12 protein-coding genes are annotated in these 15,763 nt (G+C 47.1%); 3 read left to right on the top strand and 9 right to left on the bottom strand.

The genetic code is table 11. The annotated features are described in order from the left end of the window. Nucleotides 1–178: 178 nt before the first annotated feature. From MHI12_RS02990 to MHI12_RS02960, 7 genes are all read right to left on the bottom strand, one after another. On the bottom strand, nt 179–610 hold the full coding sequence (locus MHI12_RS02990; protein WP_017690859.1) for a chemotaxis protein CheW: 432 nt from the start codon (nt 608–610) through the stop codon (nt 179–181). Nucleotides 611–1,223: 613 nt separating this feature from the next. Continuing rightward, entirely contained in the window at nt 1,224–2,171 is a 948-nt protein-coding gene (locus tag MHI12_RS02985) for an aminopeptidase (RefSeq protein WP_405171483.1), read from the bottom strand. A gap of 93 nt (nt 2,172–2,264) precedes the next feature. After that, nucleotides 2,265–4,256, bottom strand: coding sequence for an alpha/beta fold hydrolase (locus MHI12_RS02980; protein ID WP_405171482.1), 1,992 nt, complete (start codon nt 4,254–4,256; stop codon nt 2,265–2,267). A 60-nt stretch (nt 4,257–4,316) separates the two neighbouring features. Continuing rightward, nucleotides 4,317–4,883, bottom strand: coding sequence for a TetR/AcrR family transcriptional regulator (locus tag MHI12_RS02975; protein ID WP_036607516.1), 567 nt, complete (start codon nt 4,881–4,883; stop codon nt 4,317–4,319). A 430-nt stretch (nt 4,884–5,313) separates the two neighbouring features. Next, nucleotides 5,314–6,612 carry an ABC transporter substrate-binding protein gene (locus MHI12_RS02970; protein ID WP_405171481.1) on the bottom strand — a complete coding sequence of 433 codons (1,299 nt, stop codon included), beginning with the start codon at nt 6,610–6,612 and terminating at the stop codon, nt 5,314–5,316. Between the two features lie 970 nt (nt 6,613–7,582). Next, on the bottom strand, nt 7,583–8,419 hold the full coding sequence (locus tag MHI12_RS02965; RefSeq protein WP_340031783.1) for a carbohydrate ABC transporter permease: 837 nt from the start codon (nt 8,417–8,419) through the stop codon (nt 7,583–7,585). Next, nucleotides 8,419–9,300 (bottom strand): carbohydrate ABC transporter permease, encoded by an 882-nt coding sequence (locus MHI12_RS02960; RefSeq protein ID WP_036607341.1) that lies wholly within the window; start codon nt 9,298–9,300, stop codon nt 8,419–8,421. The genes MHI12_RS02965 and MHI12_RS02960 overlap by 1 nt, the downstream gene beginning before the upstream one ends. A 143-nt stretch (nt 9,301–9,443) precedes the next feature. Between MHI12_RS02960 and MHI12_RS02955 the strand changes: the two genes are divergently transcribed. Further along, nucleotides 9,444–11,273: a sensor histidine kinase gene (locus MHI12_RS02955; protein WP_405171480.1), complete on the top strand. Its 1,830-nt coding sequence runs from the start codon at nt 9,444–9,446 to the stop codon at nt 11,271–11,273. Nucleotides 11,274–11,278: 5 nt separating this feature from the next. Beyond that, on the top strand, nt 11,279–12,907 hold the full coding sequence (locus MHI12_RS02950; RefSeq protein WP_405171479.1) for a response regulator: 1,629 nt from the start codon (nt 11,279–11,281) through the stop codon (nt 12,905–12,907). Nucleotides 12,908–13,266: 359 nt separating this feature from the next. Here MHI12_RS02950 and MHI12_RS02945 read toward each other — a convergent pair whose 3' ends face one another. Beyond that, on the bottom strand, nt 13,267–14,232 hold the full coding sequence (locus MHI12_RS02945; protein ID WP_405171478.1) for an arsenic resistance protein: 966 nt from the start codon (nt 14,230–14,232) through the stop codon (nt 13,267–13,269). 226 nt (nt 14,233–14,458) lie between these two features. Between MHI12_RS02945 and MHI12_RS02940 the strand changes: the two genes are divergently transcribed. Then, nucleotides 14,459–15,217, top strand: a complete 759-nt coding sequence (locus tag MHI12_RS02940) for a tryptophan-rich sensory protein (RefSeq protein ID WP_405171477.1) — start codon at nt 14,459–14,461, stop codon at nt 15,215–15,217. A 118-nt stretch (nt 15,218–15,335) separates the two neighbouring features. Here the strand turns inward: MHI12_RS02940 and MHI12_RS02935 are convergent, their stop codons facing one another. Continuing rightward, entirely contained in the window at nt 15,336–15,710 is a 375-nt protein-coding gene (locus MHI12_RS02935) for a RidA family protein (protein ID WP_017690870.1), read from the bottom strand. Between the last annotated feature and the right edge of the window lie 53 nt (nt 15,711–15,763).

Raw genomic sequence — 15,763 nt, 5'->3', positions numbered from 1 at the left:
AATGACCGGATTTAAAAACCTTTGCCCATAAAAAGTGGTTATTTCGATGGTTAGGGCGTGTCTTAAAACGCCCTAGCGGCACAAAAAAATGTCCCTTCTCCCGAAAAGCGGATGAGGAACATTTGGGTAAACCGAAGGATAATACTGAATATTGAAAGAATTACGGATCGTTATACTCCTATGATCTGATCAAGCTGCCCAGTAATACATCCAGGTTCAAAATGCCTGCACGATGATCTTCACAGAACCCGATTTTGTCAAAAACGCCAAGCATGAAACGGCGGTGTTCCTCAGCTGGTTCCTCGAAACGATCGTAACTTACGACAGAATCGACCATATCTACAATCAGCGGTACAAATCCACCTTTGTAAGGCACCACAATAATACGTGTAGAAGAGGTATCCTCCTGGTCTGGCATGCCCAACAATACACGAAGACTCACCACCGAAACGACCTTACCGTACAGCGAAGCAAAACCTCGGATCTCCGGACTTCCAAATGGAACTGTTGTTACCTGTACCATTCTGATGATCTCATGAACTTCATCAATTCGAAGTGCAAAGATCTGATCTCCTACCGAAAAATTAATATATTGCATTCCCTCGTCCATAGTTATCCCCATACCCTCTCATTCCGTATAATCAGACTACTTTCGTCCCACTAGATGTTACTTTGGTGTATCGGTTATTTTTGATCAAATGTTTAGGCTTCAGATCAATTTTGCCAACTTCAACAGACGTTGCATTACAGTTGCTGTCTCCGCTCTGCTCATTTGCCCTGTTATGGAGGGTGGTGGAAGTCAGTCGTTTTAGTAATGAGCGTAAGTAACCTGACATCGGATTGAAAAATGATATTCAAAAAAAAGACCAAAGATCAGCTTTGTGCCGATTTTTGGTCTTTTTTATCCCCATATATTATGGATCTGTTTCTATGTTTTCAAATACTTGGAACAAAAAAGCGCTATTCCTGTGGATAACTTGTTTTATTACTCCAAAACGACTGTTTTATCGCATGAAAACACGAGTTATACCTGATTTGTGGATAAGTTGTGCACATATTGCACACATGCTGTGGATATCTTTGGCGTTTCATGTGGATATTCATTAATTTAATGTGGACATGTTGTGTATTTGTTTGTAAATCTGACGTAAAATCCGAATTTTCGCTTCAGTTATCCATTACTGTGGACACGTTGTGGACATGCCCAATTTCCTTCGCTGTAGTTATTCGACCAATTCACCCTGACGCATGATCAGCTTGTCATCGATGTACACGTCCGGCTTTTGTACAACTGCATCAATATGAACACCTGCGGCAATCGTTCCACCAAATGTGTTATTGCTGCCAAAGGCCACATGAATTGTGCCGTACACCTTCTCATCTTCCAGCACCACACCCGTGATTCGTGCCTTATTATTGGTACCGATCCCGAATTCGCCGAGAAAACGACCATCGCCCTCACCAAGCGTTTCCAGTAACTGATCCCCATCTGGTCCTTCGGCTGACACCAACCGTCCTTCACTAACGGTCAATAGCATCGGTTCACGGAGTGCCCCAATTCCAGCAACGGAACCATCTACAACAATACTGCCCTCGCCCTTGCCCTCAACGGGAGCAATATAGGCTTCTCCTGACGGTAAGTTGCCCGATTCACCAGGGTTCAAATACATGCCTGTGCTTGGTACACCGTTACGATCTTCAATGGAAAAGGAAAGACTATGGCCCTGCTTCTCTATTCGCACATGGCGACCTGCAGTTAATAGAGCCGTTACCTTCTCGGTCAACGCCTTTACTTGTGAATATTCAGCTGTAATGGCTCCGTTCATAAACATATCCTCTGTCATGCCAGGCATGGTTGCCACTCGGGTCCCTGAAGCAGCGGCTTTTTTGCGTGCTTGGGTATGTGTTACTGAATATTTTGTTACACACACGGCTACATCTGCTCGAATCATGGCCTCTGCAATCGGCGAAGGTGGCTCTTCTCCAGATCTGCTGCGTTCCTTCATGATTAACAGGACCGACTCTGCTCCAAGTGTTTTGCCTGCCTCATAGATGGATTCAGCCAGATCCCGTTTCATATCGTCTGCGACAACCACCAGATTCTCTCCGCTGCGCAGTCCGAGACATTCCGTTAGCACATTTTTACTGATTTCCACACGTTGCTTGCTCATACATTCATCTCTCCTGTCTTTGGTTCAGCTCTCAAAAGTCGACTTGACCCTTTCGACAATTGGCACGGGATTCCTGCATGTCCAAACCTGAACTCACCTCAAGGTATCGGCCCATTCTGCGAGGATTGCAGCTGTTTCCTTATACTGAAACGTCGGAAAGTAATGTCCATAGGGGACATCTAGCCGTTTGCCCTGTGAGTTCATACCCTGGGGATAGTGATATTCCTGATCTCCCTTGGCCCATACAACTAATACATTCTTATCATAATGCTGACTTTCCATTTTCGCCCACAACGTTGATCTGGCGCCTTTCCTCTGACCCGAGTGGATCCAGCGCAACAAGTCTGCATGCGCTCCTGCAATGCGAGGGGACTGGAGACTGGAGCGTATTCTCTTGCCCATGGTATCGGCCATAACACCGTTGTCGCCTACGCCGCTATGTGAACTGAACATTCGCTTCCAACTTTTCTCCGATCTACCACGCAGCAGGGAGCGCGTCACCCCTCTTGGCAAACGAGAAATCCATCTCAGCACATTCGGATTCGAATTGTTAGCTACTGGCTGAAGCAACCCCAGTCGAATGTCTGTCCGACCGCTACGCATCTGTGCCGCAGCTGCAATAGCAGCCCCTATCGAATGACCAACCAGCTTCACAGGACCTTCAAACTCACCAAGAGCCGTAAGCAGTGCATCTACCTGACCTTCAAATGCTTCATCCCCCTGATGTACTGGGGACCGTCCGAATCCAGCGAGATCGATTAACCATACCGGGTTCCCGGTCAGGTCCCTAAGCTGTTTTCCTAACGGTAACATCTCATCCGCAGATTGAAGCAAACCATGCACAATAATCCAAGGCTCTCCCTCGCCCTCCCAACCAAGCATAGCCATATTTCCTCTCCGTGACCGAATATAATCTGTCGGAAAACCCTCAGGTAACGGCGTATACCGAAGACGATAGTCCAGATCGGCTGTAACCAGCGGAAGCTGCTCCCGGATGTCCGGCCAGGATTGCCCCATACGTGTGAACAGAGCCTCCGTCTCTTCAACCGGGAATGACCTGTTGGTGATAAAAGCAACCGACTCCGCTGGAACACCACTGATGCGTGAACCACCTGATTTCATGATCCATTGAATCCATGGTAGTGGCACAGCCCCTTTGGGCTTGGATACATCCAATTGCTGCGCCAAGAGTTGCAGCAGTTCCTTCATATTGGGACTGTCTTCCTTCCGCGCCAACAGTGGATAAGTTCCTCCGACTGGAGCAGCTTCCCTGGATAGAAAAACAAGCGTCTGTGCAACAATGTCATTCTCCACAAGCGGTAACCAATAGGATGAACCTCCCGGCACTACCGGCATAAGTCCTTTCTGAATCGCCTGAATGAGCAGTCCAATCCCACCCGTTTGCTCGGTTTCACCTGTGGGGCGTGGTCCAACCACTGTACTCGGATTTACAACGGATAAGGGATAGTGATGCTGTTCTGCATGCTCGCGAATGTGCAGATCGGCATGGAACTTCATCTCTTCATATGCACTTTCATTGTTATCCACATGCTCAACCTGTAGATAATTCCCCTGTTCATTCCGCTCTCCATAAGGACTCATATAACCAACAACGTGGATAAAGTGTCTCAATCCATGAGTACGGTGGATTTCCTGTGCTAGCTGTGCCACTTCTCTGGCCCCGTTCATGAATATCTGTTCGGCTACTTTTCGTTCCAAAGTGACGTCCATCGTTCCACCCGCATGAATGATCACATTTGCTTCAAGAGCACTCTCCCGGTCCGCTGCGGTAAGGCCAAGACCCGACATGGACAAATCACCTGTAATAAAGGTAATTCGGTCGAAATCCTTCACTCCATAAGCCTTCAGCACAGTTCTGGCTCGCTGTTCCGAACGAACCAGCAAGAGCAATTGTGCGTCTCCCTGCGTGAGTTGTTTGACCGTTTCTTTGCCGATAAAACCTGTACTACCTGTCATAAAAATGGTCGTGGTTGCAATATCAGACTTGCTTATCACCTGATTCATGTTTGTTGAATTTGCTGCTGTGTTTACTTCATTGGATACACGGTTAGTATGTACAATCATTCTGTTACGGCTCCTTTTAGTACTATATAGTACTAGTTATATTCAAAAAAAGAGCTTCGATTAACGAAGCATCTGACAAAACGTACGTGCCGATTGTTCTATAATCCCAACATCACGGGCAGTTCCCGCTAGGATTAGCGAACCTTCCAGTGCTGCAATAAACAACAACGCAGCCGGTCCCGGCTCGATCTCTTTGCGAAATTCACCGCGATCCAAACCTTGCTGAAACAACTTCTCCACCATCGGTCTAAGCTCACGAAAGAATCTGGATATGCTTTCCTTCACTTGGGGTGCACTGTCCGGTGTCTGCATATATAACGTAACAAAAGGACAGCTCCCTTCGTAATTACGGCCCTCAATACCTGCCGACAGCAATGCCATAAACGAGTAGATACGCTCCTCCACTCCTCGCTCACGCTGACTGAGCAGCAGATACAGCTCCGACTCATACTGGGCAATCCAGTATTGTACCACGGCCTGAAGCAGTTCCTCCTTGTTTTTAAAATGATAATAAATATTTGACTTGGATACCCCACTCACTCGCACGACTTCATCCATGCTGACGTAGCTGTACCCCTGACGCAGAAATAATTGTGCCGCCACTTCAACTGCCTTGGTCCGGTTCACCGGATTGGAACTTTTGGATTTGGCAGGTCCCATGTTCATTTTTGTATTTGTCATATTTAGAACTATACAGTACTAGTTAGTTGAAAACAAGTATTTCTGTTAACAAAAGATGCTCTTATGCTCCAACTCCTCCTTACTTGTCCACATTTAGAGTGTTATACACACAGGATATCCACATATAGTATTAACTCTGTGTTAAATTCGTCATGAGATCGTTAAACTACTTTCGGGTTATCCACATTTCAGGGATATTACTAACTTTGAATTTTTCAGAGCGCTATTGGCTCCTCGGAAAACAAAAACAGGCCAACCAGAATAAGATTTCTGGCAAACCTGTTTCAATTGACTTATTTATCTAATAGACTAACTTTTCTATCCAAAAATTTCTGAACAGTTTTCGGTAACCTGTGGATACCGCCCATGATCCGGATTATTTTTTCAGACTATCCCAGTTCTGTTGCAACGCATCAAGCAATCCGGCTTTATCCGATTTGCCCGCAACGTAAGCCTGAATTGTGCTGCCATACTCTTGTGGAACGCCTTCAGGGAAACGGTTAAAGTTCCAGCTCAGTGTTTTATTCTCCTGGCTATACTTCATAATATCTGTGGCGAGGTCACCCAGATCCTCTTCCGATGCCGTGATAGAACTGAACGCCGGAATGAATTTGAATTCTTTGGTCATATATTGTTTCCCGATATCCGAAGTTACGAGCCACTCCAAAAACTCTTTTGCTTCCGGTTTCACTTGAGAGTTCTTGTTCACAACCCAGTAGTTCGGCACGCCGACAAATAATTTGTCATTAGGTTCATTGTTAATTGGCATTGGGAGGATACCCAGATTCAGATTCGGATCGATTCCATCGATCTGAACTTGAGTCCAGTTCCCTTGCTGCATCATCGCCGCTTCTCCACTCGCAAACAATGTAACTTGTGTATTGTAGTCGGTTGTCAGCGGGTTTTTGTTGCTGTATTTCAGCGTTAAGTCGAGCAAGTTGATCCAGTCGGCGAACACTTGGTTGCCAGGAATCTTCTCCGTACTTTCGTTGAGTCCCTGGATGAATTTCACCGGATCTGCCTGATTTGCAAATGCCACGTTTACATTATGGTTACCCAGCACCCACCACTCCTGATATCCGTTCGAGAATGGGGTAATGCCTGCGGCTTGAAGTTTCTGTGCAGCTTGATCCAATTGTTCCAGTGTCGTTGGAATTTCGGTAATACCAGCTTTTTGGAAGAGGTCTTTGTTATAAATGAAACCATAACCCTCCAGCGCGAGCGGCTGTCCGTATAGTTTGCCGTCTTTGGTCATTGGCTCTTTGGCTACTTCGAGTGCATCCTTGGCCCATGATTCTCCAGACAGATCTTCCAGATATTCAAGCCATGTATCCAATTCACGGTAACCACCTACGTTGAAAATGTCAGGTTGTTCGCCAGCCGCAAACTTGGCTTTTAATGCAGCACCGTAGTCACTGCCGCCACCTACAGTCTGAATGTCCAGTTTGACGCCTGGATGGGAGGATTCATATTCCGCTTTGAGACGATTGAGCGCTTCCGCAATTTCGACTTTGAATTGGAAGATTTTAATGGTTTTATCTCCAGCAGCAGCCTCACCACCACCTTGAGTATCCGTGTTGACCGGACTGCCACTCTTGTCTCCATTGCCACAACCCGCGAGCATTACCGAAAAAGCAATCAGCATAAGCAACGTCAACTTTGTCATTCTTTTCATACATACACTCTCCCTATAGTAGTTTCAGTATAACAGTTCCCCTAATGAATATTTACACTGGCACTCCGATGACAGAATAACCTTCCCTTGAAGCGTATTTTCATCCTAACGAACCGATCGCACGTTATTCGCACCTATTTGCACAGGTTCCCATTCTAACGAATCACAGCGATGTTATTTCGTCGATTTGGTCAATTTTTAGGGCTCTGACGCCGTTTTACATCCAAATAACGTTACTGAGGTTCGTTACAATTTGTATTCCTTGATTATCCACCTATTAAGATGCGGTGGATTCGTTAGCGCTTTGAAAAAGGAGCTTACCATCACTTCACTCTGTAGAAGAAGTTCCTGGCTATACAAGCTTCTTTCTTGGTCTTTTCTCTTTATCGATGCTTTCTCTTCAGGAGTCATGCCCAGGCTATGCGGGCATGACTCCCTTTGCACACCTCCATGCGAGGTGTGCAAAGGGATCAGGATGCGATGGAGGAGCGGAGCGTTCGCCTTTGAACCTCGGTGGCTTCCTTGCTCCAATCCATTCAGGCCACCGAGAAGCAACAGCGAACGAAAGCGCAACTTGATCCCGTAGCGACCTGCACTCGCACTCCCCACTTGAACCCGCAGCGCCCTCCCCATACGCACTCACCTTCTGCATTATCGAACCTGGTCTTTAAATCATTTCTTTCTTGGTCATTTCTTTTTATCGGTCTTTTCTCTTTATTGCTCTCTTCCCTAGGAGTCATGCCCAAGCTATGCGGGCATGACTCCCTTTGCACACCTCCATGCGAGGTGGGAGCAAAGGGATCAGGATGCGATGCAGGAGCGGAGCGTTCGCCTTTGATACTCGGTGGCTTCCTTGCCTTAATACATTCAGGCCACCGAGGAGCAACAGCGACCGAAAGCGCAACTTGATCCCGGTAGCGACCTGCACTCGCGCTCCCCGCTTGAGCCCGCAGCGACCCTGCCCTCGCACTCACCCTTTAACTGATCCAGCCGTAATTCCCTGAATGATATACTTTTGCATCAGCAGGAAAAAGATAATGATCGGCATGATGCCGAGCACAAGTGCCGGCAAAGCCAGATCCCATTGCTTCGTATATTGACCGAAGAGTGCAAAGGTCGCAATTGGGATCGTACGCAGGTTGGAGCTTTGCAGGATCAGCGATGGGAGCAGATAATCATTCCAGATCCAGAGTGTGTTCAGAATGATGACGGTTACATACATCGGTTTCATGAGTGGAAATACGATCCGGAAGAACACCCCGTAGACCGAGCTTCCATCCACCCGGGCTGCTTCCTCAATCTCCAGTGGGACGGATTTTACAAATCCGTGGAACAGGAAGACAGACATCGGTGCCCCGAAACCGAGATAACAGATAATGAGGCCGCCAAGGCTGTCGATCAATCCCAGATTACTGGTTACAGTAACGAGTGGAATCATGATAGACTGGAACGGAATCACCATCGCGGCAATGAACATGCCGAACAAAATCCGGTTGAACCGGGTATCGCTGCGGACCATTCGGTACGCGGCCATGGAACTGATCAGTACAAGCAACAGATTGCTGACCACCGTAACGATAAGCGAGTTCATCAGCGCGGACGGGAAGTTAATTTTCTCCCAAGCGTTAGCATAATTGCCCCACTGAAATACTTCCGGCCATGCAGCCGAATTGGTGAGTAGATCACCGAAGGTTTTGACCGAATTCACAAACAGGAAGTAAAACGGAACCAGGAATAAAAGTCCAAGGAGTACCATGACAATCTCGGTTAAAATGGTACTGAAGCGGTAATTTTTCGTCGTCTCCATTAGGCTTCTACCTCCTTGCTCTTCGTCAGACGTACCTGAATCATGGTGATGATGGCAACGATTACGAAGAACACGAGTGCTTTGGCGGTTCCGATGCCATATCTGTTATTCACAAAGGCTTCATTGTAAATATTAAGTGCAACCGACTCTGTTGATCCGAACGGTCCACCTTTGGTCAGTGACAGATTGAGATCGAACATTTTGAACGACCAGGAGATCGCTAGGAACAGACAGATCGTTACACCCGGCATAATGAGCGGAAGAATGATGCTCCGCAGTACCTGCCAGCGACTTGCGCCATCAATCTCGGCGGCTTCCAGCAGATCAGGGGATACATTTGTCAGAGATGAGATGTAGATGACCATCAGATAACCTGCGGTCTGCCATACAAACACAATCACGATTCCCCAGAAGGCGGTTGGTTCGTCTCCCAGCCAAGGAAGGTTGAAGAAGGACCAGCCGGTTACATCGCCTACTGCTGAAAACCCTTTCACAAATATGAACTGCCAGATAAAGCCGAGCAACAACCCACCGATCACGTTAGGCATAAAAAAGATCGTACGCAGAATGTTTCTCGTCTTGAGCGGTTTGGTCAGGAAATACGCTAGGAAAAAGCCAATCACATTGGTCAGTACAACACCAACCACGGTGAAGCGCACCGTAAACCAAAACGCCGTTTGGAACTTGGGATCATTCGCAAAAACATGCACGAAGTTATCAAACCCTACCCAATTAATGTTCTCGGATACCCCGTTCCAATCCGTGAAGGAATACACCATGCCAAGCAGGAAAGGGACCACGATGATGAGAATAAAAAACACGATGGAGGGACCCACGAACACAAGCTGCTGTAACAGCTGTGAAGATTTGCGATGCTTCATATCGTTCTCCCCTTCTATAGATGGATGAAATTGGTCTCTTTTTCTATTAAACCCCATTATCACCGAGGGAAACACCGACCCTTGTGAACAGTTGGGGGTAAAATATTGTCCTCTCTTAACCTGCAACCAGAAGGGGTGTTCCGATGTCCAAATACTACAGTATACGCACCAAATTGATTGCCTTTATGCTCATTGCTACCACCCTTCCGCTGCTCGCATCGATCAGCATGACGTTTATCCAGACCAAGACGGCCCTGCGGGAACAAGCTGTGGAAGAAAACAAACGCCTGATCTACCAAGCGTCCACCAATCTCAACAACTATGTGGATAACGTGGCCAGAGCGTCGCTGGCTGTGTATAACGACCCAAACTTTCTGCGTAACTTGGCAAAAATTCCTGGTGATTATCGTGCGGTTGCCGAGGTGTACACCACTTTGCAGACGATACGCGCGGCTGTGCCGGATGTATTCCAGCTGTATTTGCACTCTTTTGTCGCCAATCAATCCACCTTAATTACAAATCCCTTTCCGAAGCGGGAGGAACGCAAACAGGCCTATTCCGGCTCGCTCCATGGAAAAACAGGCGGTGACAGCCCGGATATCTGGGTGGAATCGGCCCATATGAGTCACACGTACGGATTCAAGGCTGCCTCCCCCGATGATCCTGAAAGAACGGTCATTACCCTGCATCGGGTAATCAAGGATATTCCGTCCACCGAGCGTCTGGGTGTACTCGCCATTGATCTGAATATGAATACCATTGCAGCAATCTGTAGCAGGTTGTATGATCCGGCTAAGGAACAGATCTATGTTGTGGATGGTCAGAATCAGATTATTTACCAAGGACGTTCCGAGGTCAATCATACGGATGCACTACGAGAGGAAACGGCTAGTGAACTGAATATCGCGCGATCTAGAGCAGGTACAACCCAGAATGTCGCAGGGCATTTTGAACAGGATCGTTCCATGTATGTATACCAGCAACTTGGCAGCACGTACGCTGACTGGACCATTGTCAAACAGATTCCGAATGAGACGTTATATGCCAGAGCCACCACGCTTACGCGGAATAACGCGATGATTGCCATCGCAGCACTTGTATTGGTCATTGTTGCAACCTTGTTCATCTCCATCCGAATCACCGGTCCACTCAAGCAACTCATGCGGTATATGAACCAGATTCAAGCTGGGCGTCTGCATGTGGATATCCATCTATCCAGCCGAGATGAATTCGGGGTGCTCGCTCGTCATTTCCGGGATATGATGGATACGGTAAATAATCTTATTTTGCGGGAATATCGACTCGAAATCGCCAATAAAACAAATCAACTCAAAGCGTTGCAAGCGCAGATCCATCCGCATTTTCTATATAACACACTGCAATCGATCGGTACACTTGCCCTTCAACAGCAAGGACAACGGGCATATACACTACTCTCTAGCCTGTCCAAAATGCTGCGCTACAGCATGCGGGATCAGACCTGCGTGACCTTACGCGAAGAGGCGGAGCATGCCCGGTTATATCTGGAACTTCAGCAGGAGCGGTTTGGTGACCGCCTTGAGGTGGATTTGGATTTTGCCGAAGATACCTTATCTGTCGAAATGCCAAGAATGACGTTACAACCTTTAATTGAGAACTATTTCAAACATGGGGCAGATATTCAGCCTGGCAAAGGTCACATATCCCTATCCAGCCGCCGGATCGATGATCATTGGATTGAAATAGAACTGATTAATAACGGACCCTCCATACCTGAAGATAAATTACTGGAGATCCGCGGATGGCTGCATCAAAGTCATACAACAACCGGGTTATCCACACAAGAATCCGACGAGTCTGAATCCATAGGTCTACGAAATGTAATACGCCGACTTCAATTGAACTCACATCCCGGTCACTCAGCCAGGCTTGAGATCAACAATCGGGAACCCAATGGTGTAAAGATCAGGGTTAAACTATACGCGGGAGAGTGAACAACATGAAGGCACTGCTTGTAGATGATGAAAAACATGTCCGCGATGCCATAAGGTTGCTTGGTCATTGGGAAGAGTTTGGCATTGATACGTTAATCGAAGCGGCAGACGGGGATGAAGCCATCGCCGCCATCACGGCACATCAACCTCAAATCATACTCAGTGACATGCGTATGCCGGGCAAGGACGGTATGGCATTGCTTGAATGGATATCGGCTCATGCCCCACACAGCAAGGTGCTGGTCATTAGTGGATATGATGATTTTGAACTTGTGAGGCATGCCATCAGGCATGGTGGCATGGACTACCTCCTGAAACCTGTGGAAGCAGATGAGCTGAATGCCTCTCTATTAAAAGCCGTTACAGCTTGGGAAGAGGAAGACGCCATTCGGATACAATCCACCAGGCAATCCATTGTCGTTAATCGAATGCGCCCCCACTACCAGGATCGTCTACTCACCGAACTTGCCGTCGGAAGAGGCAGCAGCCCATCACACATGCAGCGATTGCAGGATGAGTTAAATCTCCCCTGTCTAATCCCTGTCTGTAGTGTCGCTGTCACCAGCCTGTCCCATCTGGATGCAGATTGTCTGGCGAAATACCGTAGTCAACCGGACCTGCTTGTGTTCTCCGTGCTCAATATCTGCGCCGAGATGTTATCCACACCAGACGAAGGCGTAATGTTTCGGCAGTTGGATCAACCGGACGAGATTGTTCTGCTGCATTGGGGTCCATCCACTTCATTGGAACATATTCTGGACAAGGTTAATCAGGGATTGGAGCAGACGATTCAGCGCCGGCTTCATTATGGCATCTCCACCTGTGAGTCCTACCCTGGCGGAATATCAGCGGCCTATATGGAAGCCAGTTCAAGGCTGTGGAGACGTAATGCTGTGCAAACCAAACAGCGAATCCATGCTACAGTGGAATCATCAAATGGGAATAAAATCAGGCGTTTAACCGCCCATGAAGAACCCCTGCGTATGGCAGCCATGAGCTGTAGGTCTTCCAGTGTATCTGCTGCGGTCGCCGAGTGGCTTGACCCGATTACTGATCTTGAAGTTGTCAGTGCTGAGCAAATTCAGCAATGGATCGACGAGCTGGAATGGATGCTGAGCCGCTGGCTTGATGATACGGCAGGTTCGTCACCCAAAGAGGAAGAAGTAACGGAGGAACAGTCTATTCCCTTTGCCGAGTTACCTTTGGACGCTGAAGGACTGTTATCCTTCCCCCTGCTTCGTTCATTATTGGAACAACGACTGCTTGCCGCAGGAAAGGCGCTCACCTCTCATCACCACGCCAATCCCGATCCCATGAGTGAGATTGCACGTTATATGGACGCCAATTATCAGGAGGACCTGTCCTTGCAGCAGATTGCCGCGCGTTTCTACCTGAGCCGGGAGTATATCTCACGCAAATTCAAACAGCAATTTGGTCTGAACTGGTCGGAATATCTGGGTAAACTGCGAATTAACAACGCCAAGATGCTGCTGCAAAATCCTTCCCTGCGAGTTGCCAAAATCTCGGAGATGGTTGGATTCCAGGATGAAAAGTATTTCAGCAAAGTGTTCAAAAAAATGGAGGGCATCACGCCAGCGGAATATCGTAAAACATTATTGGAGGCGGGTACGTAACGAGTATTTGATCCGAATTAAAAAGAGTACTCCCGGCATGACCCATCGGAAGTACTCTTTTTAATTTTACTTTTACAGAAAATAGCCTATATCATGACGATTTGTTGACTCTTTCTTTTCTAAGATAGGATACGATCCGAGAGATTGTACCTAATAAAATTACAGCCATAAATCCATAAGCCATATTATTTCCTGTCTTATGAGCTACTACGGGGAAATAGATGAGGCTGAACAGTAATAGGACAATATCCAGGTAGAACATAATCTTCCGATAAATAGGGATTCTCACCTCCCTTTTATTTACCAAAAATGGTTTTATTAATTGTAATATATCATAACATAGATACACCCTAGTACGCTCACCGATCCCGCAAAATCACCGCAGGTACAAGTCGAATGTAGATTAATTCCCCTGCAAGCTCCACTATCGTCTGTGTAACGATGACTGCCGCAGCTATAGTTGCCCATTCTGGTGGGAGTGCCAGTGCTAGCGGCAGAACAACCAGCGAATTCCGTGTGGCTGAACTGAAAATTAACGCCCGCCCTGCACCTGTATTCAATCCAAACCAAGTAGAAATAAGCCGAGATATCCAAGGCATAATGATCAGAAAAGCAACGTAGATCGGGATCACGTTCACGATAATCGCCATATCATTGTAGACTTTGCCAATCTGGGAAGCGACAACCACGATCAGCGCGAGTGCCATCATCGGAACTGGCAGCCATGCCGTCGCATTTATGACCCGCTCCCCGCTCGCTTTACCTCTTGAGAGAACTTGTGTAACAACAGCGAGCAGCAGTGGAATAACGATCAGGAACAGAAAAGTCTCTACAAACGGCCCTACCTGCATGATCTGCGCTACCTCAGTACCCATCAATAGCCATAAATAAAACGGCAACAGGATCATTTGTATAACAAATAAAAGAGGTGTTGCGGCGAGCATCAGTTTCTCATTGCCCCTGCCGAGTTGTGTGAACACAATGACGTAATCAATACAGGGTGTTAACAGTACCAGATAGACTCCGATCAGAACGCCTGGTGATTGTGGAAAGACAAGTGTGAGCAACCATACAACTACAGGTACAACGATAAAATTAGCCACCAGTAGCGCCACCATAAATCGAAGGTTGGACCAAGACTCTTTTAACTGTAAAAAGGGAATCTGTACAAACATGCTGTATAACAGAACGGCAAGAACCGGGGACACGGTGTAGTGTAAAACATTCCCCCATGCCGGATTACTCAGCCCTATCGCTGCTCCTAGGAACAGTGCAACTACATAGAACCAGGTTTGCTGTTGCTCCATCGTTTCCCTTGTGAGCATTCTCTTCCTCCTCTTCTAGTGGGACATCGTGGGCATGGACATATTTCTGCTTCGTTTCGCGTACATTGGGACAGAGTACCGTTCCAACGTAGTGGCAGAGCACAAGAATCTGAAAGATCCAACTTGTGAATTTTTTGCGGCTGTTATTAGAATGTGCAAGAACTGGGTATATTCATTGTAGACTGACCCGTGGTTCATTCATTCGTTAAACCAAGGAGGAAACACAATGTCACGTAACAATCCGTACAAGTGGTTAAACGCCATTGGTTTTATCGCTGTAATTATCGTGAACTACCTCTCCAACGCTCTGCCAATCGGAGGCAAGACCAATAAAGAAGTATCGGATATGTATCCTGTGCTACTCACACCTTCTGGCTATGCCTTCTCTATATGGGGTTTGATCTACTTGCTGCTGGCAGGATTTGTGATCTATCAGTTCGTACCCGCTTCCTGGAAAAGGGACTCGATTACCCGTCTCGGGTATTGGTTCTTGGCAAGCTGCGCTTTCAACGTAGCCTGGATTTTTGCTTTTCAAAACTTGCAGACCGGTCTCGCTTTACTGATTATTGTACTGCTTCTGTTGTGCCTGATCATGCTGTATGTAAAAACACGTACCATTATGGTTCCAACCACTGCTGAGATCTGGCTTGTGAAGCTACCATTCAGCATCTATCTCGGATGGATTAGCGTGGCAACGATTGTCAATGCAGCTGTACTGTTATATAAAATTGGCTGGGATGGTTTTGGTATCAGCGAACCAACCTGGACGATCATTATGCTGATTGTCGGTATGGTGCTGGCTGTACTCGTTAGCTTCCGTTATCGGGACAGTGTGTACCCACTTGTATTCACATGGGCGTATATCGCCATTGCACTTAAACAAAAGGATGTCACTTCCGTATATTATACGGCAATCATCATTGCAATCGTACTGGCCATCTATGCGGTATGGCTGTTCTTCGCCCGGAATCAGGATCGAGATTGAATAGTTTCCATCATATATAATGCTTAAATATAACAAAAAAACATAAAGCAAAAAGCCGATTCTGGTCATTCGACCTGAAATCGGCTTTTTATGTATACCGTAGCGAATGAAGGTTGTCCTATTTCAGGGCAATAACTTCAATCTCCACCAGTGCATCTTTTGGCAAACGAGCAACTTCTACTGCACTGCGTGCAGGATAGGGCTGTTCGAAGAACGTGCTATACACTTCATTCACAGGCACGAAGTCATTCATGTCCTTCAGGAACACCGTTGTTTTCACGATTTTATCCATACTTGTGCCTGCTGCTTCAAGGATAGCCTTCACATTGCTCAAAGACAGACGTGTCTGCTCCTGTACATCTGCGCCGAATTCTCCCGTTTGAGGATTCAGACCAAGCTGTCCGGAAGTGTAGATGAAATCGCCTGCATCAACGGCTTGACTGTATGGACCAATGGCGCCTGGCGCCTGATCGGTAGAGATTGGTTTTTTCATGGACGAGTTCTCCTTTGTGTTCGTTATCCTGCTGCCGCATGGAGTCAGGGTTC

The sequence above is a fragment of the Paenibacillus sp. FSL H8-0280 genome (assembly GCF_045040665.1).
In the GTDB taxonomy this organism is placed as follows: domain Bacteria; phylum Bacillota; class Bacilli; order Paenibacillales; family Paenibacillaceae; genus Paenibacillus; species Paenibacillus xylanexedens_A.
This window is presented reverse-complemented; position numbering and strand designations above follow the sequence as displayed.

What these genes read in the sequence shown, in the direction of transcription:
- MHI12_RS02950 (WP_405171479.1), top strand. Translation starts at nt 11,279, where the DNA reads ATGAAGGCACTGCTTGTAGATGATGAAAAACATGTCCGCGATGCCATA.
- MHI12_RS02955 (WP_405171480.1), top strand. Translation starts at nt 9,444, where the DNA reads ATGTCCAAATACTACAGTATACGCACCAAATTGATTGCCTTTATGCTC.
- MHI12_RS02985 (WP_405171483.1), bottom strand. Translation starts at nt 2,171, where the DNA reads ATGAGCAAGCAACGTGTGGAAATCAGTAAAAATGTGCTAACGGAATGT.
- MHI12_RS02970 (WP_405171481.1), bottom strand. Translation starts at nt 6,612, where the DNA reads ATGAAAAGAATGACAAAGTTGACGTTGCTTATGCTGATTGCTTTTTCG.
- MHI12_RS02960 (WP_036607341.1), bottom strand. Translation starts at nt 9,300, where the DNA reads ATGAAGCATCGCAAATCTTCACAGCTGTTACAGCAGCTTGTGTTCGTG.
- MHI12_RS02945 (WP_405171478.1), bottom strand. Translation starts at nt 14,232, where the DNA reads ATGCTCACAAGGGAAACGATGGAGCAACAGCAAACCTGGTTCTATGTA.
- MHI12_RS02965 (WP_340031783.1), bottom strand. Translation starts at nt 8,419, where the DNA reads ATGGAGACGACGAAAAATTACCGCTTCAGTACCATTTTAACCGAGATT.
- MHI12_RS02940 (WP_405171477.1), top strand. Translation starts at nt 14,459, where the DNA reads ATGTCACGTAACAATCCGTACAAGTGGTTAAACGCCATTGGTTTTATC.
- MHI12_RS02935 (WP_017690870.1), bottom strand. Translation starts at nt 15,710, where the DNA reads ATGAAAAAACCAATCTCTACCGATCAGGCGCCAGGCGCCATTGGTCCA.
- MHI12_RS02990 (WP_017690859.1), bottom strand. Translation starts at nt 610, where the DNA reads ATGGACGAGGGAATGCAATATATTAATTTTTCGGTAGGAGATCAGATC.
- MHI12_RS02980 (WP_405171482.1), bottom strand. Translation starts at nt 4,256, where the DNA reads ATGATTGTACATACTAACCGTGTATCCAATGAAGTAAACACAGCAGCA.